The organism is Oceanobacillus luteolus, from assembly GCF_023715655.1.
Classification (GTDB): Bacteria; Bacillota; Bacilli; order Bacillales; family Amphibacillaceae; genus Oceanobacillus; species Oceanobacillus luteolus.
Map to the genome: position 1 here is coordinate 1 of NZ_JAMBON010000002.1, position 23,282 is coordinate 23,282.

A 23,282-nucleotide genomic window follows, 5' to 3' on the forward strand; every position below is an offset into this window, starting at 1 on the left:
GAATTTAAAAAATAGAAGAACCCAAACATTTTAGAGCAATATAGGGTTGATAACGCTAACAAAACACTGGACGAAAACAGTATAAAATAAGGGACTTAAAAAACTCCCACAAGTACTTGACTCAATCGTAAACGGGACTATATTTGCTTCTAAATGTAATCTATATTAAAATTTAAATATTGTAGGAAAATTTACTTATGTGAGGAAAATCACTTGTTTGATGTGAAATATTAGAGAAAAGAGGCGTCATCAATTGAATATAGGAATAGATAAAATTGGTTTCTTTGCACCACCGTATTATGTGGATATGACTAAATTGGCGGAAGCAAGAGGGGTAGACCCGGACAAGTTTACCATTGGAATTGGACAAGATGAAATGGCGTTAGCTCCTGTCACACAGGATGCAGTAACTTTAGCGGCTAATGCGGCACTACAGATTATTGATGAGGAAGATAAGGAAAAAATCGATCTTGTCTTATTCGGGACAGAGTCAGGGATTGATCATTCTAAATCGGCTGCTGTTTATGTTCATAATTTATTAGGATTGAATCCATACGCTCGTTCCGTTGAATTGAAACAGGCTTGCTATAGTGCAACGGCAGGAATTCAGATGGCTAAAGGACATATCGCATTAAATCCAGACAGCAAAGTGTTGGTGATTGGTGCAGATATTGCTAGATATGGACTTGGAACCCCGGGTGAAGCAACCCAAGGTGCTGGCGCGGTTGCTATGGTAATCAGTAAAGATCCGAAGCTGCTGTTGCTTGAAAACGATAGTACGTATTTCACAAATGATATTATGGATTTCTGGCGCCCGTTATACTCGGAGAACGCTTATGTGGATGGAAAGTTTTCAAACGAACAATATATACTATTTTTCAATAAAGTTTGGGAAAAATATAAAGAGCGAACAGGTCGTACATTAGCTGATTTTGCTGCTCTATGTTTCCACACTCCGTATACAAAAATGGGATGGAAAGCTTTACGTACAATCCTTGAAGAAGGTACGGAAGAAGTACAAGAGAAGTTAAAGGCAAACTATCAAACTAGTATCCGTTATAACCGGAGAGTCGGCAATATTTATACAGGATCGCTATATTTGAGCTTGCTTTCATTATTAGAGGAAAATGATACAATTCAAGCTGGAGAGAAGATTGGTTTATATAGCTACGGTTCGGGAGCTGTTGGTGAATTCTTCACTGGAATCCTGCAACCTGACTATAAAAAGTACTTACATATCAATCGACACGAAGAGCTATTTCGTTCCCGAGAAGAAGTCAGCGTGGAAAAATATGAAGAAATCTTCCAAAACACGCTGCCTAGTGACGGAGCTTCGATTGAATTAGAAAGTGACAATGACCCATCTCCAATCTATTTATCAGGAATCCAAGATCATAAACGAATCTACGTAAACCGTATAAGATAACAACGAGGTTAGGACAATTCTAATATTACTATACTAAAACACAAACAAAACACCGGTTAAGGGAAGATTTATACAGATACAGATATTCTTCTGATGTCCGCAGTCCCGGTCCACCTTCGCTTTCCGCGGGAAGCCCGTGAGCCTCCTCGAGCTAACGCTCTGTGGGGTCTCACTTCGGCTTCTTCTTCCCGCAGGAGTCTACGGTGGACCGGGACTGCTCCCTGGAGAAATCAAATTAGGCTCTCTGTTTATTTAATAATTGAACAGAGAGCCTTTGTTTTATCTATTATATATTCATTCTATAAATTCATTTTCTATGATAAAAGAAAAGGGAGCTTCAAAAACTTAGTATGAGACTACTGTAGAACAATAAATTCAATACGTTAACATAAATATCAGCATGGAGCAATTCCGCCCCACCGAAGACTCCAGCGGGATATGCAGTGCTGATGAGACCCCGCAGAGCGTTAGCTCGAGGCAGACTAAGATCGCCACGTCCTGTGGCAACGTCTGCACTAGCACGTCCTGTGCGTCGGAGGCTCATTGCACACCCGCGGAAAGCGAAGGTGGGGCGGAATTGCGGAATTTAAAGAGAAAGTCCATAAACCTAGATCTTTATTATTGTTTGGATTTTAAGAAATAAGAATAGTCTTGTCTCAGACTCTTCTATTGTTTCTTAAAATGATAACTAACTTCTTTCATTTCATCATTATATTCTATTTGGAAATCATAACCTTTAAAAAACCATTCATCGGATTTTTCGATGAAATAAGTTATACCATCGATTGTTTCGGTTGCTAATGGATCTGTAGGGGTTCCAACATTAATTCCTACAGAAAAATTATCATGCACTTCCGTCTTACCATAAACTTTTCCAAAGAAGCGTACGCCATCCCCTTTTTCTAGTCCCATTTCGTCGATATACCAATTATGTGCTTTATCTGATACAGTAATTTTCATAGCATTTACAGAGTTGCCTCTGTAACCTCCTCTCAAGGATTGTATGTTCAGTTTAACATATTCCCGAATGATTGATAAAAATATCGAACCCATAAGATCTTTTCATATTTAACATAAATTTCGAGGTGATACGATGAGTCTTTGGTTATATACCAATATTCTGTTGTTTGTTATTGTGATTTTTGATTTGAGCTATCCACTAACACAGCTGCCTATACATATTGTTCTTGGATTGTCGGGATTGTTTCTTATCCTTTTCAATTGGAGTAGACATGCTGTTTTTTCGACGATTCGGAATGCGACTGACCGTAAGAAGAAAATTCGGTTAGCCAATATTTCAAAAAGAGTATATCCGTTTCATCGCTGGGTGGGGAGTACTGCACTCGTACTTATTATATTTCATGCAGGGATTATCTTTCATCGCTATGGATACCATTCGGCTAATTTAAAATTATGGAGTGGAATACTAGCAGGTATCGTATTACTTCTAATGGTGCTCTCCGGTTGGCTAAGATTGTACTACCCAAGTGTTAAGAAAAGACGAGTCCATATCTATTTAGGACTCCTATTATTTTTTATGGTCGCAATTCACACGAGCATTTTTTAAGTAGTATTGGACTGAGGTGAATCCGTTTACATTAAAGAGTTATTGTTATAAAATATAGAAAACTCATAATTATATATGGAACGTGCCATAAAGTCTTATAACCAATAGGAGGGATTGATTTGGGAAAAACTCAGCATACTGGACCAATGAAGCTTCCAAAAAAACCGGACCCAAGTCTTTGGGTAAGTAAAGTACCTTTTGGATTAGGGAAGGTGAAACCACATCATATAAGAGATACAATGAAAGTTGTTTGGGAGAATAAGGATAATCTCCCGTATGCTACAAGGATTTTAACGCAAGGGGTTTGTGATGGATGTGCTTTGGGCGTTTCCGGATTGCAGGATCAGACGTTGAAAGGACCGCATGTATGTACGACAAGGCTGAACGTATTGCGTTTAAACACGATGCCTGCAATGAAAGAAGAAGTCATTCATCAAGATATCGAGGAGTTACGTAAGTTGAGTAGTACGGAGCTTAGACAGCTGGGACGGATTCCTTATCCACTTATTCGCGAACCGGGGGAGTCCCGCTTCAGAAGAATTACATGGGATGATGCATTGGATCGGATTGCGGATAAGATGCGCTCTCTTGATCCAAAACAATTTGGGTTTTATACGACTTCACGGGGAATTACGAATGAAGTCTATTATACATTAGCGAAGGTATCCCGTTTCTTAGGTACTAATAATATTGATAATGCATCTCGCATTTGCCACTCACCATCCAAGACTGCATTAACTCGGTCTGTAGGTGTTGGAGCCTCCACTTGTAACTATAAAGATTGGATTGGGACCGATGTCTTGTTGTTTTGGGGATCTGTCGCGGCAAATAATCAGCCGGTTTCTACAAAATATATGTATGCCGCTAAGAGAAAAGGAACAAAAATCATCATCATCAATCCTTACCATGAACCGGCGATGGACGAATATTGGATACCATCCATTCCGGAATCCGCATTATTTGGAACGAAAATAGCTGATGATGTGTATCAAGTGAATATTGGTGGAGATATTGCTTTCATGCATGGCATCATGAAACATTGGTTTGAAATGGAAGAAGTCAATCCTGGTTCGGCGCTTGATCATCAATTTATTAATGAGCATGTAAATGGTCTAGAGGAATTACGTGAAAAAGTGATGACATATGACTGGAACGTACTGGAAAAATCTTCTGGAATTTCTAAAGAAAGAATGTTTGAACTGGCACAGTTACTTGCAAAATCAAAATCTGCTGTATTCGTCTGGTCGATGGGGCTGACGCAGCATCGATTCGGTACTGATAATGTGTCACAGGTTGCCAACCTCGCCCTTTTACGTGGCTTCCTCGGTAGGGAACATTGTGGGTTAATGCCGATTCGCGGTCATTCTGGTGTACAAGGTTCTGGTGAAATGGGAGCGGATCCATTTGTTCTGCCAGGAGGCGGGATGGACAAAGAAAACCGAGAACGCGTAGAGAAGATATGGGGCTTTCCTATTCCGAAATGGCAAGGTGACATCGTTGGTGTATCTTTAGAAAATGCATTACTTCCAAAGACGCATGAACGTAAACTATCACTCTACTATCTATCGGGCGGTAATTTTATTGAAACGATGCCGAATCCTGATTTTGTGAAACGTTGTTTAGAAAATATTGATGTTCGTGTACATCAAGATATTATTTTCAACACGTCCACGTTAGTTGATGCAAAGGAAGCTGTGATTGTTCTGCCGGCGATGACCAGATATGAACAAAAAGGAGGGGGTACCTCCACTTCGACGGAGCGGATGGTTTATTTTTCTCCTGAAATTAAAGGTCCGCGGATAGAAGAGGCCAGATGCGAGTGGGAAATTTATGTTGACCTTGCAAAACGTGTAAAGCCAGAAGAAAGTGATTTGATCAACTTCACCTCTGCAGCTGAAATACGAGAGGAAATTGCAATTGCGGCACCAAATTATGATGGAATCCAGCATTTGAAAAATAGAGGTGATGTCTTCCAGTGGGGGGAAGCATGGTTATGTGAAGGTGGAATCTGTCCAACACCGGATGGTAAAGGGAATTTAATACCTGTAGAAATTCCTGAATACAGAAAGCCTGAAGGACATTTTCATGTGACAACGAGGAGAGGCAAGCAATTCAACTCGATGATCTATGATGACATCGATCCTTTCAATGCTGCTGATCGTGATGATGTTTTAATGAATGAAGAGGATGCTCGCGAGCTTGGTATTGCTGAAGGGAATCCTGTTGTAGTCTATAACCAGTACGGAATGTATAAGGGTCAGGCAAAATTCGTAAATATAAAGCCAGGCAACGTAGAGCTACATTGGCCAGAAGGGAATGTCGTTATACCTCAAGGCGTCTATGAAGAGTATGCAGGTATACCAGAATATACAACACAGGTAATTGTTGAGAAAGCCGATAGTTTCTATGCCCATAAGGATACAAAGTATGTCGAGAAACGTGTGGAGGAGTTGGAATTAGAACCGAGCTAGGGAGGGAGCGTATGGATAAATTAGAGAAGGCCGGTTGGAAAACGATTAAAATCAAAGGCTTGCATCAAGAGAGTGTCCCGGAGGCCATTACTACCGAGTTTCCGTTAACCCTTATGCTTGATGGTCATGAATTTGCAACGATTGTTTGTTCTCCAAGTGAGTTAGAGGATTTGACCATTGGCTTTCTTGCTTCAGAAGGAATTATTCGGAAAGCGGATGAAATAAAGGAACTTCAAGTCGACATGTATACTGGTTTTGCTCATATTTCACTCCATCAGCCGGTACAGCCACAGCAATTTGATCATTCCAGTCGGTTTATCGGATCGTGTTGCGGAAAGAGCCGCCAGTTTTATTTTAAAAGTGATGTCCGAGTTGCAAAAACGGTGACAAGTAAGCTGGAGATAAAGGTATCCGAATGTATCATGCTGATGGAAGATTTACTGGACAGCTCGCTAGAATTCCAAAAGACAGGAGGCGTCCACAGTGCGGCTCTGGCAACATCGGATGGGCTTCTATATACCCGGTCCGATATAGGCCGACATAATGCTCTGGATAAAGTTTTCGGCTCCATGCTCCGTGGGAGGATATCGGCTAAAGAAAAGCTTGTCGTGTTCAGCGGCCGGATTTCATCAGAAGTTCTGCTCAAAATCTCTAAAATGGGAATTGGTTTAATTCTATCTAAATCGGCTGTTACCGATCTTGCGGTACAATTGGCCAACGACCTCGGAATAACTGTCATTGGTTTTACCAGAGGTGACAGGATGAATATTTACACCCACTCACATCGCGTTGTTGATTTACATCCGGATTTGCAGACGGATTGACCGCTATGCTACTATTTTTATAGATAATGACGCCAATTGTTTTAAAGGAGGAAGGTCATTGATTAAAGTATTATTATTTGCTGAACTACAAGAAGTTGTCGGTAGACCGAGCATCGAAGTTCCGTTACAAAATCTCAGTGTGCAGCAATTAAAGGAGAAACTGCAGCAGGAATACCCTCAACTTAAACTTGGTGGAGTCATGACCGCAGTAAATGAAGAATATGCCAAAGAAGCGGACGACATTAAAGCGGGTGATACGGTCGCGTTTATACCTCCTGTCAGCGGTGGGTAAAAAAGCTTGAAGGAAGAGGAAAATGAACGAAAACCAAACCGTAGGAATAGTTTTGGCCGGTGGACAGTCGCGCAGATTCGGCAGCCCAAAGTCTTTTGCCGAAAAGGATGGTAAATCTTTTTATCAATGGTCTATTGATACATTGGTTCCTGTTGTGAATTCCATTGTATTAATAACCAATCGTGAACTTGAAAAGAAATTTATAGACAGAGGAAAGGTGGCAGTATATACAGATATAGAGCAACATTCTGGTAAAGGTCCACTTGCCGGAATATATACTGCGATGACGAAAAAGCCTGCAACTTGGTATGCAGTAATACCAACGGATGTCCCTTTTATGGATAAAAAGGTGTTTGAGCGGTTAGGGAATGACAGGGAGACAGGCAAACAAGCAATCATCCCGATTGTTAATGGCAGATTGCAGCCTTTAATCGGCTATTATCATGTTTCGTTAAAACCCATCATTGAGAAACTGCTGGAAGCGGATCGACTGAACATGGTGGCATTATTGGATGAAGCTCAGGTAACCTATGTTCAGTTTGAAGATGAAACACCATTTATCAATATTAATAGATTGGAAGACTACGAACGTTATTTTAGTACGGATTGAGGGGTTAAGTATGCATCATGAACACAAAGAGCTTGCTCCGTCACAAGTGAACTGTGCGGTGCTGACTGTAAGTGACACGCGACATAAAGAAAATGATAAAAGTGGTAAATTGATTATCGATTTACTAAAAGAACAAGGTCATCAGGTTTCTTGTTATGAAGTTGTACCTGATGAAGCTGAAATTATAAAAGCTACAGTGAAACTCCTCGTGAAGAATAATGAGGTGGATGCGATTATTTTAAGCGGCGGCACCGGAATTGCGGCACGTGATGTTACAATTGAAGCCGTCAGCCCTTTTTTCTCAAAAGAAGTACCGGGTTTCGGAGAATTATTCCGGATGATCAGCTATCAAGAAGATATTGGAAGTGCAAGTATGCTATCTCGGGCCACATGCGGGGTAATTAATCACCGTCTAGTATTTATTATTCCTGGTTCAACAGGGGCTGTCCGGTTAGCGATGGATAAACTTATCCTTCCTGAAATTGCCCATGGAGTTCACGAACTGAAGAAAGATTTGGAGTAATGTATCAAGGCTCGAAGAAAACTTTCTCCGAGCCTTGAGATTTTTATAGTGAATAATATGTTTCTATATTCTTTTATAGTCTCCGCTCTTTCCGCCGCTTTTTTCAAGCAAGTACGTTTCCCCGATAATGATTCCTTTATCGATTGCTTTGCACATATCATAAACGGTGAGTGCAGCTGTAGTAACAGCTGTCAAAGCCTCCATTTCCACGCCGGTACTGCCTACAGTTTTTACTTCAGCTTGTATGATCAATTCATACTCACCAGTATTTATAGTGTTCCATTCAAACTGGATGGATACTCCACTTATAGGAATGGGATGGCACATTGGAATCAATGTGGATGTTTGTTTCGTACCCATTATTCCTGCTATTTCAGCAACTCCAAGAACATCTCCTTTTTTGTTTTTCTGCTCTACTATATTTTTATAGATATTCTCTGAGACTATTACACTAGAACGTGCAACAGCCACTCGGCTAGTTGCTTTCTTATCTGTAATATCTACCATTCTAGCGCGTCCTTGCTCATCAAAATGTGTAAACTCCGACATGTTTATCCTCCCCCTTATTTAGAAGTTGCCTCCATGATTACTCTCAGTTTAATAAAACAAGTAAGCATTTACAAATAACAATTTCTTTTATAAAACAAGTAAGACATTTGAATAAATTGCGTGTAATTGGCTTGCGGAATGACCGCTGTTAATACCGTGCAGAAAGTCTTGGACTTTATTCTGATTTAACAAAATTAACACGCTTTTTCATGGATAAAGATTTGTTTATTTTTTCCATAGATAAAGGAAAATCATTAATTACAAATTTATGTTATAATCGAAAAATATAATTAGTTGGGAGGGTAAATTATGTCGTTAGAAAAAGATTTTAACATGATAGAAAATGATTTGATTAAAATCAGCAACCATTTATATAACAACCCTGAACTAGGGGATGAAGAATTTGAATCATCCAAGATGCTAGTAGAGTACTTAGAGTCACACCAGTTCAAAGTTGAAACCGGAATTGTAGATCGTCCTACATCTTTCCGGGCTGAGTTTTCGGGAAGCAAGCCAGGTCCGACTGTCGCTTTTTTGGCAGAGTATGATGCGCTTCCGGGAATTGGGCATGGTTGTGGTCATAATTTAATTGCAGTTATGGCAGTAGGTGCTGGTGTTGTTTTGAGCAAGCATGTGGAGGAAATCGGCGGCAAAGTCGTTGTGCTTGGGACACCAGCTGAAGAAACGAGTGGAGCTAAAGTTCCAATGGCTGAGCAAGGTGTGTTTGATGATATTGACGTAGCGATGATGGTTCATCCTGCAGATGTTTCTTCGGAAAGTGGACCAATGTTGGCGATGGATGCCTTGCAATTTGAATTCACTGGAAAAGCGGCACATGCGGCAGCCTCACCTCAAGAGGGAATCAATGCGCTTGATGCTGTCATCCAACTTTTTAATGGAGTCAATGCTCTAAGGGAACATGTCACCCCTGATGTCAGGATGCATGGCATCATTACGAATGGTGGAGAAGCTGCAAATATTGTCCCTGAAAAAGCAGTTGCTCAATTTTACATCCGAGCCGATGAACGTGAAATGGTCAACCAAGTAGTAAGTAAGGTGAAAAATATTGCAGAAGGTGCCGCTTTAATGACAGGCGCAACAGTTGATATATTCAATTTCGAATTAAGTTATGATGATATGGTTACGAACCAGACATTGTCGAACGTCTTCACAAAACATTTAAAAGCTGTTAGCCCCCATGAAGTTTATCCAGCTGTTCCTGCGACGGGATCGGCAGATATGGGGAACGTCAGTCATGTTGTTCCTTCCATACACCCTTATGTTGGGATGAACAAACCAGGACTTGTTTTCCATACTAAGGAGTTTGCTGATCAAACCATTACACCGGATGGAGAGACGGCGATTAAAGACGCCGTATTAGCTTTATCACAGACGGGACATGAGATTATTACAACTCCACCATTACTTAATGCTATAAAAGAAGAATTTTCGAATCGATAAATTCATTTTCTAGTTACGATCCGCAGTTGTACGCATCGTAACTAGAAAAAAATACATACAACAAGAATGACAGAAGTGAGGACTTAAAATGAATGATGAAATCGTACATAGGAAAAAAAGGAAATTTGAATTTCCGCATGTTTTTGCATTGTTATTTGGATTGATTATTATTGCGGCCATACTCACCTATTTCGTTCCTGCAGGAGAATATGAACGCGTCGTCAATGAGGAAGGCTACAATGTTGTAGTCGACGGAACTTTTAAAGAGATGGAATCAAACCCAACTAGTCCAATTGGAATCATCGATGCCGTTTATAAAGGGATGGTTAATGGTGGAGAAATCATATTCTTTATTTTTATTGTCGGTGGTGCATTTGGAATCATCAATGCAACAAAAGCAATTGAAGTAGGTCTCGCAAATGTTTCTACAAAACTTGCTGGAAGGGAAATCATCATCATTCCGGTAGTTATGGTGTTATTTGCCCTCGGTGGCGGGACATTTGGAATGTCAGAAGAAACCTTGCCATTTATTCTTATATTAGTTCCCCTATTGATGCGGATGGGATTTGATTCCCTTACTGGTCTAGGGGTAATCGTTATTGGTTCTTGTGCAGGATTTACGGCATCGTTCTTGAATCCATTCACTATTGGTGTTGCACAAGGAATCGCTGAGCTTCCGCTTTTTTCTGGAATTGAACTGCGTTTATTGTTATGGGTAATTTTTGTCGGACTTAATATTGCATTTGTCATGATTTATGCCAATAAAGTTAAGAAAAACCCTGAGACAAGTATCATGTATGAACTAGACCAAAAGTGGAATTTGGAAGACTCTGCTCAATATACCAATGTTAAGTTGACTGGGAGACAATCACTCGTTCTCGTTCTATTAGTATTGGCGATTATCGGACTTGCAGTAGGTGTGTTATCGTATGGATGGTACATTATGGAAATCTCTTCTTTATTCTTACTAGTTGGTATCCTTGCTGGAATCATCGCTAAGTTTCGGGTGAATAAAATTGCAGAATCCTTCGTTGATGGTTGTCGGGAGATGGTTGCAGGGGCACTCATAGTCGGTATCGCTTATGGGGTGTTAGTAATTTTGGAGGAGAGCAATATAATTGATACGATTCTATTCCATTTATCTTCCATTCTAAGCGTTATTCCATCAGCATTCACTGCAATCGGGATGTTCATTACCCAAGCGCTCATCAATCTTGGCGTACCCTCGGGTAGTGGTCAGGCCGCATTGACGATGCCGATCATGATCCCTCTTGCAGACCTGGCTGAAGTAAATAGACAGACTGCCGTGCTGATTTTCCAACTTGCTGACGGAATTGGTAATATCTATGCACCAACATCCGGTGTTCTTATGGCATCTTTGGCGATGGCTAGAATACCATGGACGAAATGGATGAGATGGATATGGCCATTACTCGTCGGTTCATACTTATTTGGAGCAATTGTAATAACCATCGTCCATTTGTTTGTCTGGACGGCTTAATCATTAAATAGTAACTCCCCCAATTGTTTTACAATGCGTAGAATGGGGGAGTTATTTTTATATACTTAAAAAAATAAATCGAATATGCGTTCGTTTTTTGTTATGTTTTTTGAACAGATGTGTTAAAATGGTTAAGAGATATTAGATCGGAGGCAAAGCAAGTGAAAAATAAATTTGAACTCGTATCTAAATATGAACCAGCTGGCGATCAGCCGGCAGCAATAAAGGATTTAGTTGAGAAAGTATTGGCTGGTCAAAGACACCAAACATTACTTGGAGCAACTGGCACAGGTAAAACATTCACAATCTCTAATGTCGTGAAGGAAATCAATCGTCCAACGTTAGTGATTGCTCATAATAAAACATTAGCAGGTCAGCTTTACAGTGAGTTCAAAGAGTTTTTTCCAAATAACGCTGTAGAGTACTTTGTAAGTTACTATGATTATTATCAGCCGGAGGCATATGTTCCTTCCACAGATACGTTTATTGAAAAGGATGCAAGCATCAATGATGAAATTGATAAATTGCGACATTCCGCAACCTCGGCACTATTCGAACGCGAGGATGTCCTAATTGTCGCGAGTGTATCCTGTATATATGGGTTAGGTAATCCGGAAGAATATCGTAATCAAGTTCTATCTTTGAGAATGGGAATGGAGAAAGATCGGGACCAACTGTTACGTGATTTGGTGGATATCCAATATGCAAGGAATGATATTGATTTTCAACGCGGTACTTTCCGTGTTCGAGGCGATTCGGTCGAAATCATACCGGCGTCCCGGGAAGAGCATTGTATTCGAATTGAATTCTTTGGAGATGAAATTGATCGAATCCGTGAAGTGGACGCCCTTACCGGTGAGATTATCGGGGACCGGGAACATGTAGCAATTTTCCCTGCTTCCCACTTCGTAACAGGTGAAGAAAAAATGAAGAAAGCGATCAAAAATATTGAGAAAGAATTAGAGGAACGTTTAAAAGAGTTGCGGGAAGAGAATAAATTATTAGAAGCCCAGCGATTGGAACAGCGCACCAATTACGATTTGGAAATGATGCGGGAGATGGGGTTCTGCTCAGGAATTGAAAACTATTCCCGCCATCTTACGTTGAGGGAAGCTGGAGCAACTCCTTATACATTACTCGACTTCTTTCCGGATGATTTCTTAGTCGTCATTGATGAGTCCCATGTTACATTACCACAAATCCGTGGGATGTATAATGGTGACCAAGCGAGGAAACAAGTGCTTGTCGATCATGGATTCCGTTTACCGTCTGCACTGGACAACCGTCCATTGAAATTTGATGAGTTTGAGAAAAAGACGAATCAATTGATTTATGTTTCAGCTACTCCAGGTCCGTATGAACTCGAACATACACCTGAAATGACAGAACAAATTATCCGTCCTACGGGATTATTGGATCCGAAAATTGAAGTGCGGCCAATTGAAGGTCAAATTGATGATCTAATTGCTGAAATCAATCAAAGGATCGATAGAGATGAACGTGTCCTAGTTACAACCTTAACGAAGAAAATGTCCGAGGACCTGACGGATTACTTGAAAGAATTAGGGATGAAAGTCGCCTACCTGCACTCTGAAATCAAAACCTTGGAAAGAATTGAGGTTATTCGTGATTTGCGGGTCGGGAAATATGATGTGCTCATAGGAATTAACCTTCTGAGAGAAGGACTTGATATTCCTGAAGTTTCGCTAGTCACTATTTTAGATGCCGATAAAGAAGGCTTCCTGCGTTCGGAAAGGTCACTGATCCAGACAATGGGACGTGCTGCCCGTAACGAAAATGGGGAAGTCATCATGTATGCAGACCGGATTACGGATTCCATGCAGAAGGCAATCGATGAAACGAATCGTAGAAGAGAAATTCAGATTGCCTATAATAAGAAACATAATATTACACCGAAAACGATTAAAAAAGATGTTCGCGATGTCATAAAAGCAACCCTTGTGGCAGAAGATGATGCTTCATATGATAAGAAAGTCACCAGCCTGTCACAGGTGACGAAGAAAAATCGTCCGCAAGTTATTGCCCAATTAGAGAAGGAAATGCGGGAAGCTGCCAAGGCGCTCGACTTTGAGAAAGCTGCCGAGCTTCGTGACATTGTGTTTGAACTCAAAGCGGAAGGATGAGCATGTAGATGCGAGAGAAACAAATAGTTGTACAAGGCGCTAGGGAACACAACTTAAAGGACGTTAGTGTAACGATTCCTAAAAATAAACTTGTAGTAGTTACAGGACTTTCTGGGTCTGGAAAGTCCTCTTTAGCCTTTGACACCATTTATGCAGAGGGACAGCGACGTTACGTCGAATCATTGTCCGCTTATGCAAGAATGTTTTTAGGACAAACAAATAAGCCGGATGTGGATGTCATCGAAGGTTTGTCACCGGCTATTTCGATTGATCAAAAGACGACAAGTAACAATCCCCGATCAACCGTAGCTACGGTCACGGAGATTTATGATTACTTACGTTTGCTGTATGCCAGAATTGGTCATCCGATTTGTCCGGAACACGGTATTGAAATCACTTCACAAACAGTCCAACAAATGGTCGACCGCATGATGGAATATCCAGAAAGAACAAAAATGCAAATTTTAGCACCTGTTGTATCTGGCCGTCGCGGAGAGCATGTGAAGGTATTGGAGAAGCTCCGTCAAGAAGGTTATGTTCGCCTCCGAATCGATGGAGAAATGCGGGAAATTCATGAAGATATTAATCTAGAAAAAAATAAAAAGCATTCCATCGATGTAGTCATCGATCGGGTCGTTATAAAACCTGGAATTGAAGGAAGACTCGCTGATTCCATAGAATCTGGTCTTCTTCTTGGAGAGGGCAAAATAATCGTTGATGTCATTGGGGAAGAGGAACTTATCTTCAGCGAAAACCACTCCTGTCCAATTTGTGGATTTTCTATCGGTGAAATTGAACCTAGACTATTCTCATTCAACAGCCCATTTGGTGCTTGTCCAACTTGTGATGGACTAGGTACAAAACTCGAAGTCGACCTCGATTTAATCATCCCGGATTGGGATTTATCATTGAATGAACATGCCATCGTCCCATGGAAGCCAATCAGCTCCCAGTATTACCCACAGCTTTTAAAGAGCGTATGTGAGCATTATGGTATTCCTATGGATGTTCCAGTGAAGAATATACCGAAAAAACAGATGGATATCATTTTATATGGAAGCGGCAAAGAGAAAATTCGCTTCTACTTCAAAAATGATTTTGGTAAAGTCCGTGATGTTGAAATAGAATTTGAAGGTGTCGTTAATAATATCGATCGCCGTTATCATGAAACATCCTCTGACTTTACTAGAGAAACATTGGAAAAATATATGGCGATCAAAAATTGCCGAACTTGTAAGGGTCATCGCTTGAAAAAGGAAGCCCTCGCTGTCTTGATTGATGGGAAAAACATCAGTGAAATGACGGAATTCTCAGTAGGAGAAGCAATTAAAAACCTCCAGCATGTAGAGCTTACAAAAAAAGAAAAGCAGATCGCAAATCTTATTTTAAGAGAAATTGAGAACCGACTAACTTTCTTATATAATGTTGGACTTGATTATCTGACTTTAGCCCGTTCTGCTGGGACATTATCGGGAGGAGAGGCCCAACGGATCCGTCTAGCAACCCAAATTGGTTCTGCATTGACGGGTGTGCTGTACGTTCTGGATGAGCCATCCATCGGTCTGCATCAAAGGGATAATGATAAGTTAATTGAATCCTTGAAAAAGATGCGTGATCTTGATAACACATTGATTGTTGTAGAGCATGATGAAGACACGATGCTTGAAGCAGATTGGCTCATTGATATTGGGCCGGGTGCCGGTGAGCGTGGCGGACAAATTATTGCTAGTGACACACCTGATAAAGTGATGAAAAATGAGAACTCCTTGACAGGCCGTTACTTATCTGGAAAGGAATTCATCCCTCTGCCAACCAAGCGGAGAGAAGCAGATGGACGGTACATTGAGGTGATCGGTGCTGCAGAGAATAACTTGAAAAAAGTTAACGTCAAAATCCCTATTGGTTTATTTAACGTGGTTACAGGAGTTTCCGGTTCAGGAAAGAGTACACTTGTAAATGAAATTATTTATAAAGCCCTATCCACTAAGCTGAATCGAGCGACATTACGAAAGCCTGGTAAACATAAAGAAATTAAGGGAATCGAATATCTGGACAAAATTATCGAAATTGACCAGTCGCCGATAGGAAGAACTCCACGTTCCAACCCAGCAACGTATACTGGAGTATTTGACGATGTCCGTGATGTGTTCGCCCAAACGAATGAAGCAAAAGTACGCGGCTATCAGAAGGGTCGTTTCAGCTTCAATGTCAAGGGTGGACGTTGTGAAGCGTGCAGGGGCGACGGGATCATTAAAATTGAGATGCATTTCCTGCCGGACGTTTATGTTCCATGTGAAGTCTGTCATGGAAAACGATACAACCGAGAAACTTTGGAAGTGAAATACAAAGGTAAGAGCATTGCAGATATTCTCGAAATGCGTGTCGAAGAGGCCCTTGACTTCTTTAGTGCAATACCAAAGATCAAGCGTAAAATCCAAACGATAGCTGATGTAGGACTAGGCTATATTAAACTGGGACAGCCAGCCACAACGTTATCTGGAGGAGAAGCGCAACGGGTCAAACTTGCCAGTGAGCTTCATAAACGTTCGAACGGTAAATCGCTGTATATTTTGGATGAGCCGACGACTGGTTTACACACTCATGATATCAAGCGACTATTAACAGTACTCCATCGTCTTGTAGAAAATGGGGATACCGTTTTGATTATCGAACACAATCTTGATGTCATCAAAACTGCTGATCATCTCATCGATCTCGGACCTGAGGGAGGTGCAGGAGGCGGACAAATCATCGCCACCGGCACACCAGAAGAACTGGCTGAAAAAGCTGATATCTCTTACACAGGAAAATACTTGAAACGTATTCTCGAACGGGATAATAAGCGGATGGAAGCGAAAGTGAAAGAAAAAGAAGTGTTAAATAAATAATATTGATTCTTTGAAAGAGGTTGGGACAACATTACTATTACTATACTAAAACACAAACAAAACGCCTCTTGAGAGAAGATTTATACGGATGTTCTTCTGATGTCCGCAGTCCCGTTCCACCTTCGCTTTCCGCGGGAAGCCCGTGAGCCTCCGACGCAAAGGACGTGCTAGTGCAGACGTTGCCACAGGACGTGGCGATCTTAGTCTGCCTCGAGCTAACGCTCTGTGGGGTCTCACTTCGGCTTCTTCTTCCCGCAGGAGTCTACGGTGGACCGGGACTGCTCCCTGGAGAAATCAAATTAGGCTCTCTGTTCTTTTTAAAATTGACCAGAGAGCCTTTTGTTATATTACATAACTATTCTACAAATTAACTTTTTGTTATAAAAGAAAAGACAACTTATAATATTTAGTATTAGACTTCTGAAGAACTATATAAAATTCAATGCGTTAACCATCAATATAAGCATGGAGCAACCCCGCCCCACCGAAGACTCCTGCGGGATATGCGATGCTGATGAGACCCCGCAGAGCGCTGGTCGCTCGAGGAGGCTCATTGCACGCCCGCGGAAAGCGAAGGTGGGGCGGGGTTGCGGAATTTAAAGAGAAAGTCATAAAATTATATCATTATTATTGTTTGTTTAGATTTAAAGAAATAAAAATAGTTTTATCCCAGTCTCTTCTTTGTAGTTTTGGAGAGTGATATCATTTATTTCATAGGAAGACAACGATAAGTTTTGACGTCATTACGCATCTTATGTACATTTAAAATAGAGTAAATAGGAGGGGCAAGAAAATGAAGCCTGTTAATATAACTGAAGTTCAAACTGTCTTAGAACAATATATGAATAAGACTGTATACGTCCACTTGGAGACTACAAATGGTGCGTACGCCAGTCATGTGAATCAAAACGCTTATAATGTCGGTGCATTTATCCGTAACGCAGAAGTGAAATTTACAAATGCAAAAATTGTAGGTTCCAATGGGACTTATAGGGTCGGATTGAAATTGGAAATGGGTTGGATTTATGCAGAAGGAATTACGGATTGGACCATTACCGACGATGATCAATTATTGCTCGCTGGACATGATCGTGAAGGCAGATTGATGGTTGCCTTGCAAGTGAGCAATCACCCATTTCGTTATTAATGATGATGCATTGTATAGTTTGGTTTTATGAAATAGAAAATTCTTGTTACCTCGTGGCAAAAATAGGCCATCCTAAGTTTTCGGGTTGCCTATTGAGGGAATATACAAAAAGGAGTGTCGCAAGAGGTTTTTGATGCAGAACCACAACTATACAGAGGCATAAGTTGCGATTTAATAAGCTATCAAATCTAAATAAGAAGAGGAAACAAAGGTGATATTAATGGAAAAACATGTAGTTGTGATTTATCCGCATCCCGATGATGAATCGTTTGGTGCAGCAGGAAGTGTTACCCAGTTCCGTAACAAAGGCATACCTGTGACCTATTTATGCGGAACACTTGGAGAGATGGGGAGAAACATGGGAAACCCCACTATCGCCAATCGAGAAACGTTACCTAAAATTAGAAAACAAGAATTGCTCGCAGCCTGCAATGTTCTTGATATGGAAGTGGAAATGCTCGGTTATCATGATAAGACATTAGAGTTTGAGGACCGTAATACGGTTGCTCTCCATATAAAAGAGTATTTGGATAAAATCGAGCCTTCTTTGGTCATAACCTTTTATCCAGATTACGCTGTTCATCCGGATCATAATGCACTTGGAGCAGCTGCAATTGAAGCTGTAGGAATGATGGATATAGAGAAAAGGCCTGTATTATGGGCCCAAGCAATTACCCATGATTTTCACGAGGTTCTTGGAAAGCCGGATATCATCAACGATGTAAGTGCTGAGATGGATAAGAAATTAGAAGCGATACTTTGCCATAAATCTCAAGTGCAAGGTCTTTTATCACAATTCATGCAACCTGGCATGGAGCAGGACGTATTAAAGCAAGAAGTAGCGAAACGATTCTCTTTGGAACAGTTTTATATCTGGAAATTTGATGAATAAAATCTTAATATGAAACTTCTTAAGCCCTACATTCGTAATTAAACTATAGAGTTGTTTTTATAGGAGGGATTATATGAAAAAACTTTACCGTTCTTCAGATAATCGTTTTATTGCCGGAGTGTTCGGTGGTCTGTCTGATTACTTCAATATCGATGCGACCATTCTAAGATTGATTTTTGTCATTTGTCTTATTCCAAGTTTTTTCACCTTTGCATTGATTTATGCCGTTGCAGCACTCATTATCCCTAAAGATATGGAGATTTATTAAGATGCGGTTCCTTATATCCTTAGCGTTGAACACGGTCGCGTTGTTGATTGTCGATCAACTGTTTACCTCATTCCATATTGACGGGATTGGGACAGCAATTCTTGCAAGCATTATCTTAGCAATTCTTAATGTTTTGTTGAAACCACTCTTAATCATTTTAACCCTGCCAATTACTATCTTGACATTCGGTTTGTTTCTCATTGTCATTAATGCAATTACATTAATGGTTACACAGGCGTTGATCGGCTCATCGTTTGTAATTGATGGTTTTGGAACGGCAATTATTGCATCCGTTCTAATCTCGCTTATTACATTAGTGCTTGGTAGTCTCGTAAAAGATAAATAACTTGAAAAGTCGTAGGTCAGCAGCCTACGATTTTTTATTCTTGTATGCTACAATAAAGTGAAACTTCTTTATTTTAACTTATAAAATAAGCAAATGACACTAACAGAAACATTTATATTTAGTGTAATTATTTATAAAAACCAACTACTTAGGTCTTCAAATGGAGGGGAAAGGTAATGGTAAGGGTCAGGACGAAAGATCTGCTTGAACATTTTAATTTAACACTTGTAGCCGGCGCACAAGGGATTGAACGTAAAATTATTACAAGTGACATTTCCCGTCCGGGGATTGAGATGACAGGGTATTTCAATTTTTATCCTAACGAAAGACTGCAATTGATCGGGCGTACGGAAATGGCGTATTACATGGATTTATCAGACGAAGAAAAATACGACCGTGCCGTACGTCTTTGCACGGATATTACTCCAGGTATTGTAATTTCCCGTGGCATGAATATTCCACAGCAATTAATAGAAGTTGCGGAAGAAACGGGTGTACCGATTTTGCGGACTTCGATGAAAACGACCCGGGTAATCAGCCGCTTAACGAATTACTTAGAGGAAAAGTTTGCACCGACGACTTCGGTTCACGGCGTCCTTGTCGATATTTATGGCGTCGGAGTATTGATTACTGGTCAAAGCGGGGTCGGGAAAAGTGAAACAGCTTTGGAATTGGTGAAACGTGGTCATCGGCTTGTGGCGGATGATAACGTTGAGATTCTCCAAGAAGACTATGATACGCTTGTTGGAAGCTCACCAAAAATTCTAGAGAATATGTTGGAGATCCGTGGATTAGGCATTATTGATGTTATGACCTTATTCGGTGCAGGAGCAGTCCGGACGAAAAAACGGATTTCGGTTGTCATCCATCTTGAAAACTGGGATGATTCAAAACAATATGATCGTCTTGGTCTCGATGAAGATACGATGCAAATCATGGATGTGAAACTGCCGAAAGCTACGGTTCCGGTTCGGCCAGGACGAAATCTTGCAGTCATCATTGAAGTGGCGGCAATGAATTTTCGATTGAAGTTAATGGGTGTCAATACAGCCGAGCAATTTTCAGCAAGGTTATCAAATATTATTGAAAATGAAAAATCCATGTTAGATTAGGGGTGTTGTTTTGATTAATGCAGTACAGCCATTGAACAGGGTTATGATTGAATTGGGCCCATTCACTATTTACTGGTATGGTGTAATTATTGCGACAGGAGCTTTACTGGGGATTTATTTAGCGATGAGAGAAGCAGAACGTCTTGGCTGGAATAAGGATATTATTATTGATTTTGTTGTGTTTGCTATTCCAATCGCTATTTTATCTGCTCGGATTTTTTATGTTACGTTTGAATGGGAACGCTATGCAGGCGGACCTTTTTGGAAAGTATTTGCCATATGGGAAGGTGGAATTGCAATCCATGGAGCAGTCTTTGGAGGAGTATTGACTGCAATTGTGTTTGCCAAAGTCAAAGACATTTCATTTTGGAAACTTGCAGATATCGTCGCTCCGAGTTTGATTCTTGGGCAGGCAATTGGACGTTGGGGCAACTTTATGAATCAAGAGGCCCATGGTGGTCCAGTATCTGAAGCGGCTTATGAGAACTACCTTCAATATTTGCCTGATTTCATTATGAACCAAATGACAATCGGTGGTGTCATGTATCATCCGACATTCCTCTATGAGTCGCTTTGGAACATCGTAGTATTTGCTTTGCTCATCTTGATAAGGAAATACAATCCAATTCGGGGAGAAGTGTTTTTAAGCTATCTCATATTTTATTCGATCGGCCGGTTCTTTATTGAAGGGCTGCGCACAGATAGTCTCTACATAATAGAAGGTTTACGAACAGCACAAGTAGTATCTATATCATTGATTATCATTGCGATCATTTTAATCATTTACAGAAGAAAAACTGTGACAGTAAAGTATTTGGATCAGCCGGAAAATAAAAATAAACAAAAGAAAAAGAAGAAAAGGAAGTAACTTGGAGGGACAGCAATGTCGGGGATTTTTAAACGGGGTTTCAAGCAGGGGTTAAGTACAGTTTGGATCTTAGGTAAAGTAATTTTTCCTATTACTTTAATCGTGACGATTCTGCAATATACTCCTGTATTGCCATGGCTAATTGAAGTTGTTGAGCCTGTAATGTATTTACTCGGTCTTCCAGGTGAAGCTGCGGTGCCACTTGTGTTGGGAAATACATTGAATCTATATGCAGGTATTGGCGCAATTTTATCTTTTGATTTTACAGTTAAAGAAGTATTCATCATGGCGATGATGCTTTCTTTCTCGCATAATATATTCATCGAATCAGCTGTTGCATCTCGAGTTGGAGTGAATTGGTTTCTAATTGTAGCTGTACGGATCGGCCTTGCTATCTTAAGTGCAATCGTCATTAATCTTGTATGGCAAGGCGGTGGTGAGATGGCGCAATATGGCCTTGCAACGGCACAATCAGTCGAACCGAACGGGATGTTGGAAATAGCAATGTTGGCCATGCAGACAGCTGTGGTTGCCATTATTCAGCTTGCACTCATTGTCATTCCGCTAATGATCGTTATGCAATATTTGCGGGAAAAAGGTTGGCTTGAAGTGTTCTCGGGCTGGCTTGCACCATTTTTGAAGTTGCTTGGAATGCATCGCAACACTTCCATGACGATGACTGCTGGTCTGACGATCGGGCTTGCTTTTGGAGCAGGATTGATGATCCAGGCGAAAAAAGATGATGGGGTTTCAAATAAAGACATGCATCTAGCATTGATTTTTCTTGTTGCCTGTCACGCGGTAGTCGAAGATACTTTAGTATTTATTCCGCTCGGTATATCAGTATTGCCACTCTTGGTCATCCGATTGGTTACAGCAATAATATTAACGATGGTGATTGCTTTTATATGGAATCAACTAGAGCTTAGAAAGGAAAGAAAACAACATGAACACTCATACCATACTCTTTGATTTAGATGGAACGTTAATTGATACGAATGCATTGATCGTCGCATCATTCAAACATACCTTCGAACGATTTCAATTGGATTTTACCGATGAAGAAATTATTGAATTCAATGGGCCGCCTCTCATTGAGACATTCAGAAAGATTGACCCAGCACGGGTAGAAGAGATGGTTGCTACATACAGAACTCATAATTTTGAAGTGCATGATCAATATGTAACAGCCTTTCCGAAAGTGGCTGAAACACTTGAGGCATTGAAAGATATGGATATAAAGCTTGGTATCGTTTCAACGAAAATGGCTTCAGGTGTTCGAAAGGGTCTGGAAAAAACAGGCCTTGTGGATTACTTTGATGCCATCATATCACTAGATGATGTTACACATCCGAAACCACATCCAGAACCGGTATTAAAAGCAATGGAGCTGCTTGGAGCTGAAGGTTCTTCGACAATTATGGTTGGCGACAATTCCCATGATATTGAAGCAGGTAACCATGCTGGAGTAAGAACGGCTGCAGTTAGCTGGTCACAAAAGGGGAAAGAAAGATTACTCGCTTATAAACCAACTTATATGCTGGAAGAAATGACAGACCTTTTACGTATTGTAGGTGAATAATACATGCGGAAAACAAAGCGATACTTTGTTGAAAATTCCAATTCACTTTGGCAAATATATAAAACAGTTCCATTCCTAAAGGTTGTCAAAAATTTTATTGTCATTCAGTTGGCGCGTTATACCCCTTTTCTTTCCATGAAAAATTGGATGTATCGCACATTTCTGCGGATGGAAGTCGGGAAAGAAGCCGCTTTTGCACTGATGGTCATGCCGGATGTGATGTTTCCGGAAAGAATAAAAGTAGGTGCGAATAGCATTATCGGATACAATACAACCATTCTTGCCCATGAATACTTAATTAAAGAGTATCGGCTTGGAGAAGTGATTATTGGCGATGAAGTGCTGATTGGTGCGAATTCTACCATTTTACCTGGAGTCACAATCGGCGATGGCGCAACCGTATCCGCCGGAACTCTTGTACACAAGAACGTTCCCGCCGGTGCATTTGTAGGCGGAAATCCGATGCGAATCATTTATACGAAAGAGGAAATAGAGAAGCGGAAAGAGAATCATATAGATTTCGAAAAAGATTAAAATCGATGTTTACCAAGACTAGACTATGCAAATTCCGGTATACAGACAACTTTATTAGTATGAAGATGGTAGGGCAACGGTCAAAAACATTAATATGGGAACAACATCAAAGCAGGGCAGCGTCATGCCCTGCTTTTTTTGCATTCTATTCCTTATTATAACGACACCGTATTCTCTAGTCTAAATCTTGCTTTATACGGGTACAGTTTTATAATAATGAACTTATAGAAGGGGTAGTAGGGGGATTGAAACAATTATCCAGCTTTTCAAGAGAGCA

Annotated in this window: 23 protein-coding genes; 20 read left to right on the forward strand and 3 right to left on the reverse strand. The window is 40.5% G+C overall.

All coding sequences use genetic code 11. The features are described from left to right. Positions 1 to 253 precede the first annotated feature (253 nt). On the forward strand, positions 254 to 1,426 hold the full coding sequence (locus M3210_RS02610; RefSeq protein ID WP_251511134.1) for a hydroxymethylglutaryl-CoA synthase: 1,173 nt from the start codon (positions 254 to 256) through the stop codon (positions 1,424 to 1,426). 337 nt (positions 1,427 to 1,763) lie between these two features. Here M3210_RS02610 and M3210_RS02615 read toward each other — a convergent pair whose 3' ends face one another. After that, entirely contained in the window at positions 1,764 to 1,970 is a 207-nt protein-coding gene (locus M3210_RS02615; RefSeq protein WP_251511137.1) for a hypothetical protein, read from the reverse strand. A 122-nt stretch (positions 1,971 to 2,092) separates the two neighbouring features. Then, on the reverse strand, positions 2,093 to 2,479 hold the full coding sequence (locus M3210_RS02620) for a HesB/YadR/YfhF family protein (protein WP_251511138.1): 387 nt from the start codon (positions 2,477 to 2,479) through the stop codon (positions 2,093 to 2,095). Between the two features lie 40 nt (positions 2,480 to 2,519). Here M3210_RS02620 and M3210_RS02625 point away from each other — a divergent pair, with 40 nt between their 5' ends. The 6 genes from M3210_RS02625 (at position 2,520) to M3210_RS02650 (ending at position 7,713) form a co-directional block, all read left to right on the forward strand. Beyond that, positions 2,520 to 2,993 (forward strand): hypothetical protein, encoded by a 474-nt coding sequence (locus M3210_RS02625; protein ID WP_251511139.1) that lies wholly within the window; start codon positions 2,520 to 2,522, stop codon positions 2,991 to 2,993. A gap of 119 nt (positions 2,994 to 3,112) precedes the next feature. Continuing rightward, positions 3,113 to 5,464, forward strand: coding sequence for an FdhF/YdeP family oxidoreductase (locus tag M3210_RS02630; protein WP_251511140.1), 2,352 nt, complete (start codon positions 3,113 to 3,115; stop codon positions 5,462 to 5,464). Between the two features lie 11 nt (positions 5,465 to 5,475). Then, the gene (gene fdhD, locus M3210_RS02635; RefSeq protein WP_251511141.1) at positions 5,476 to 6,288 is read left to right on the forward strand and encodes a formate dehydrogenase accessory sulfurtransferase FdhD; all 813 of its coding nucleotides are present in this window, start codon (positions 5,476 to 5,478) and stop codon (positions 6,286 to 6,288) included. Between the two features lie 58 nt (positions 6,289 to 6,346). Further along, positions 6,347 to 6,580, forward strand: a complete 234-nt coding sequence (moaD, locus tag M3210_RS02640) for a molybdopterin converting factor subunit 1 (protein WP_251511142.1) — start codon at positions 6,347 to 6,349, stop codon at positions 6,578 to 6,580. Positions 6,581 to 6,602: 22 nt separating this feature from the next. Next, positions 6,603 to 7,190 (forward strand): molybdenum cofactor guanylyltransferase, encoded by a 588-nt coding sequence (locus tag M3210_RS02645; RefSeq protein WP_251511143.1) that lies wholly within the window; start codon positions 6,603 to 6,605, stop codon positions 7,188 to 7,190. A gap of 10 nt (positions 7,191 to 7,200) precedes the next feature. Next, positions 7,201 to 7,713, forward strand: a complete 513-nt coding sequence (locus M3210_RS02650; RefSeq protein WP_251511144.1) for a MogA/MoaB family molybdenum cofactor biosynthesis protein — start codon at positions 7,201 to 7,203, stop codon at positions 7,711 to 7,713. A 63-nt stretch (positions 7,714 to 7,776) separates the two neighbouring features. On the opposite strand, the gene moaC is transcribed toward M3210_RS02650, so the two are convergent. Then, positions 7,777 to 8,262 carry a cyclic pyranopterin monophosphate synthase MoaC gene (gene moaC / locus M3210_RS02655; protein WP_251511145.1) on the reverse strand — a complete coding sequence of 162 codons (486 nt, stop codon included), beginning with the start codon at positions 8,260 to 8,262 and terminating at the stop codon, positions 7,777 to 7,779. 309 nt (positions 8,263 to 8,571) lie between these two features. Here moaC and M3210_RS02660 point away from each other — a divergent pair, with 309 nt between their 5' ends. From M3210_RS02660 to M3210_RS02720, 13 genes are all read left to right on the forward strand, one after another. Then, positions 8,572 to 9,723 (forward strand): M20 family metallopeptidase, encoded by a 1,152-nt coding sequence (locus M3210_RS02660; RefSeq protein WP_251511147.1) that lies wholly within the window; start codon positions 8,572 to 8,574, stop codon positions 9,721 to 9,723. An 88-nt stretch (positions 9,724 to 9,811) separates the two neighbouring features. Beyond that, positions 9,812 to 11,224: a YfcC family protein gene (locus M3210_RS02665; RefSeq protein ID WP_251511148.1), complete on the forward strand. Its 1,413-nt coding sequence runs from the start codon at positions 9,812 to 9,814 to the stop codon at positions 11,222 to 11,224. 161 nt (positions 11,225 to 11,385) lie between these two features. Beyond that, complete coding sequence (gene uvrB, locus M3210_RS02670) at positions 11,386 to 13,368, forward strand: excinuclease ABC subunit UvrB (RefSeq protein ID WP_251511149.1); 1,983 nt, start codon at positions 11,386 to 11,388, stop codon at positions 13,366 to 13,368. Between the two features lie 8 nt (positions 13,369 to 13,376). Then, positions 13,377 to 16,256, forward strand: coding sequence for an excinuclease ABC subunit UvrA (gene uvrA / locus M3210_RS02675; protein ID WP_251511150.1), 2,880 nt, complete (start codon positions 13,377 to 13,379; stop codon positions 16,254 to 16,256). A 793-nt stretch (positions 16,257 to 17,049) separates the two neighbouring features. After that, positions 17,050 to 17,403 carry a YojF family protein gene (locus M3210_RS02680; RefSeq protein ID WP_251511151.1) on the forward strand — a complete coding sequence of 118 codons (354 nt, stop codon included), beginning with the start codon at positions 17,050 to 17,052 and terminating at the stop codon, positions 17,401 to 17,403. A gap of 220 nt (positions 17,404 to 17,623) precedes the next feature. Further along, positions 17,624 to 18,295, forward strand: coding sequence for a bacillithiol biosynthesis deacetylase BshB2 (bshB2, locus tag M3210_RS02685; protein WP_251511152.1), 672 nt, complete (start codon positions 17,624 to 17,626; stop codon positions 18,293 to 18,295). 73 nt (positions 18,296 to 18,368) lie between these two features. Next, positions 18,369 to 18,563, forward strand: a complete 195-nt coding sequence (locus M3210_RS02690) for a PspC domain-containing protein (protein WP_251511153.1) — start codon at positions 18,369 to 18,371, stop codon at positions 18,561 to 18,563. A gap of 1 nt (position 18,564) precedes the next feature. Continuing rightward, positions 18,565 to 18,909: a phage holin family protein gene (locus tag M3210_RS02695; RefSeq protein WP_285853536.1), complete on the forward strand. Its 345-nt coding sequence runs from the start codon at positions 18,565 to 18,567 to the stop codon at positions 18,907 to 18,909. Positions 18,910 to 19,085: 176 nt separating this feature from the next. Further along, positions 19,086 to 20,021 carry an HPr(Ser) kinase/phosphatase gene (gene hprK / locus M3210_RS02700; protein ID WP_251511154.1) on the forward strand — a complete coding sequence of 312 codons (936 nt, stop codon included), beginning with the start codon at positions 19,086 to 19,088 and terminating at the stop codon, positions 20,019 to 20,021. A 10-nt stretch (positions 20,022 to 20,031) separates the two neighbouring features. Next, positions 20,032 to 20,889, forward strand: a complete 858-nt coding sequence (gene lgt, locus M3210_RS02705) for a prolipoprotein diacylglyceryl transferase (RefSeq protein ID WP_251511155.1) — start codon at positions 20,032 to 20,034, stop codon at positions 20,887 to 20,889. 15 nt (positions 20,890 to 20,904) lie between these two features. Further along, positions 20,905 to 21,861, forward strand: coding sequence for a nucleoside recognition domain-containing protein (locus M3210_RS02710; protein ID WP_251511156.1), 957 nt, complete (start codon positions 20,905 to 20,907; stop codon positions 21,859 to 21,861). After that, the gene (gene ppaX, locus M3210_RS02715) at positions 21,836 to 22,471 is read left to right on the forward strand and encodes a pyrophosphatase PpaX (RefSeq protein WP_251511157.1); all 636 of its coding nucleotides are present in this window, start codon (positions 21,836 to 21,838) and stop codon (positions 22,469 to 22,471) included. The genes M3210_RS02710 and ppaX overlap by 26 nt, the downstream gene beginning before the upstream one ends. Before the next feature lie 3 nt (positions 22,472 to 22,474). After that, a complete protein-coding gene (locus M3210_RS02720; RefSeq protein WP_251511158.1) occupies positions 22,475 to 23,005 on the forward strand; it encodes an acyltransferase in 531 nt (176 codons plus the stop codon). The last annotated feature ends 277 nt before the right edge of the window (positions 23,006 to 23,282 follow it).

Bases quoted from the DNA above. Each gene is read 5' to 3' on its own strand.
- M3210_RS02625 (WP_251511139.1), top strand. From the start codon at position 2,520: ATGAGTCTTTGGTTATATACCAATATTCTGTTGTTTGTTATTGTGATT.
- uvrA (WP_251511150.1), top strand. From the start codon at position 13,377: ATGCGAGAGAAACAAATAGTTGTACAAGGCGCTAGGGAACACAACTTA.
- M3210_RS02710 (WP_251511156.1), top strand. From the start codon at position 20,905: ATGTCGGGGATTTTTAAACGGGGTTTCAAGCAGGGGTTAAGTACAGTT.
- moaC (WP_251511145.1), bottom strand. From the start codon at position 8,262: ATGTCGGAGTTTACACATTTTGATGAGCAAGGACGCGCTAGAATGGTA.
- bshB2 (WP_251511152.1), top strand. From the start codon at position 17,624: ATGGAAAAACATGTAGTTGTGATTTATCCGCATCCCGATGATGAATCG.
- M3210_RS02680 (WP_251511151.1), top strand. From the start codon at position 17,050: ATGAAGCCTGTTAATATAACTGAAGTTCAAACTGTCTTAGAACAATAT.
- M3210_RS02620 (WP_251511138.1), bottom strand. From the start codon at position 2,479: ATGGGTTCGATATTTTTATCAATCATTCGGGAATATGTTAAACTGAAC.
- fdhD (WP_251511141.1), top strand. From the start codon at position 5,476: ATGGATAAATTAGAGAAGGCCGGTTGGAAAACGATTAAAATCAAAGGC.
- M3210_RS02690 (WP_251511153.1), top strand. From the start codon at position 18,369: ATGAAAAAACTTTACCGTTCTTCAGATAATCGTTTTATTGCCGGAGTG.
- M3210_RS02660 (WP_251511147.1), top strand. From the start codon at position 8,572: ATGTCGTTAGAAAAAGATTTTAACATGATAGAAAATGATTTGATTAAA.
- M3210_RS02650 (WP_251511144.1), top strand. From the start codon at position 7,201: ATGCATCATGAACACAAAGAGCTTGCTCCGTCACAAGTGAACTGTGCG.
- M3210_RS02695 (WP_285853536.1), top strand. From the start codon at position 18,565: ATGCGGTTCCTTATATCCTTAGCGTTGAACACGGTCGCGTTGTTGATT.
- hprK (WP_251511154.1), top strand. From the start codon at position 19,086: ATGGTAAGGGTCAGGACGAAAGATCTGCTTGAACATTTTAATTTAACA.
- M3210_RS02615 (WP_251511137.1), bottom strand. From the start codon at position 1,970: ATGAGCCTCCGACGCACAGGACGTGCTAGTGCAGACGTTGCCACAGGA.
- M3210_RS02720 (WP_251511158.1), top strand. From the start codon at position 22,475: ATGCGGAAAACAAAGCGATACTTTGTTGAAAATTCCAATTCACTTTGG.
- M3210_RS02645 (WP_251511143.1), top strand. From the start codon at position 6,603: ATGAACGAAAACCAAACCGTAGGAATAGTTTTGGCCGGTGGACAGTCG.
- M3210_RS02665 (WP_251511148.1), top strand. From the start codon at position 9,812: ATGAATGATGAAATCGTACATAGGAAAAAAAGGAAATTTGAATTTCCG.
- ppaX (WP_251511157.1), top strand. From the start codon at position 21,836: ATGAACACTCATACCATACTCTTTGATTTAGATGGAACGTTAATTGAT.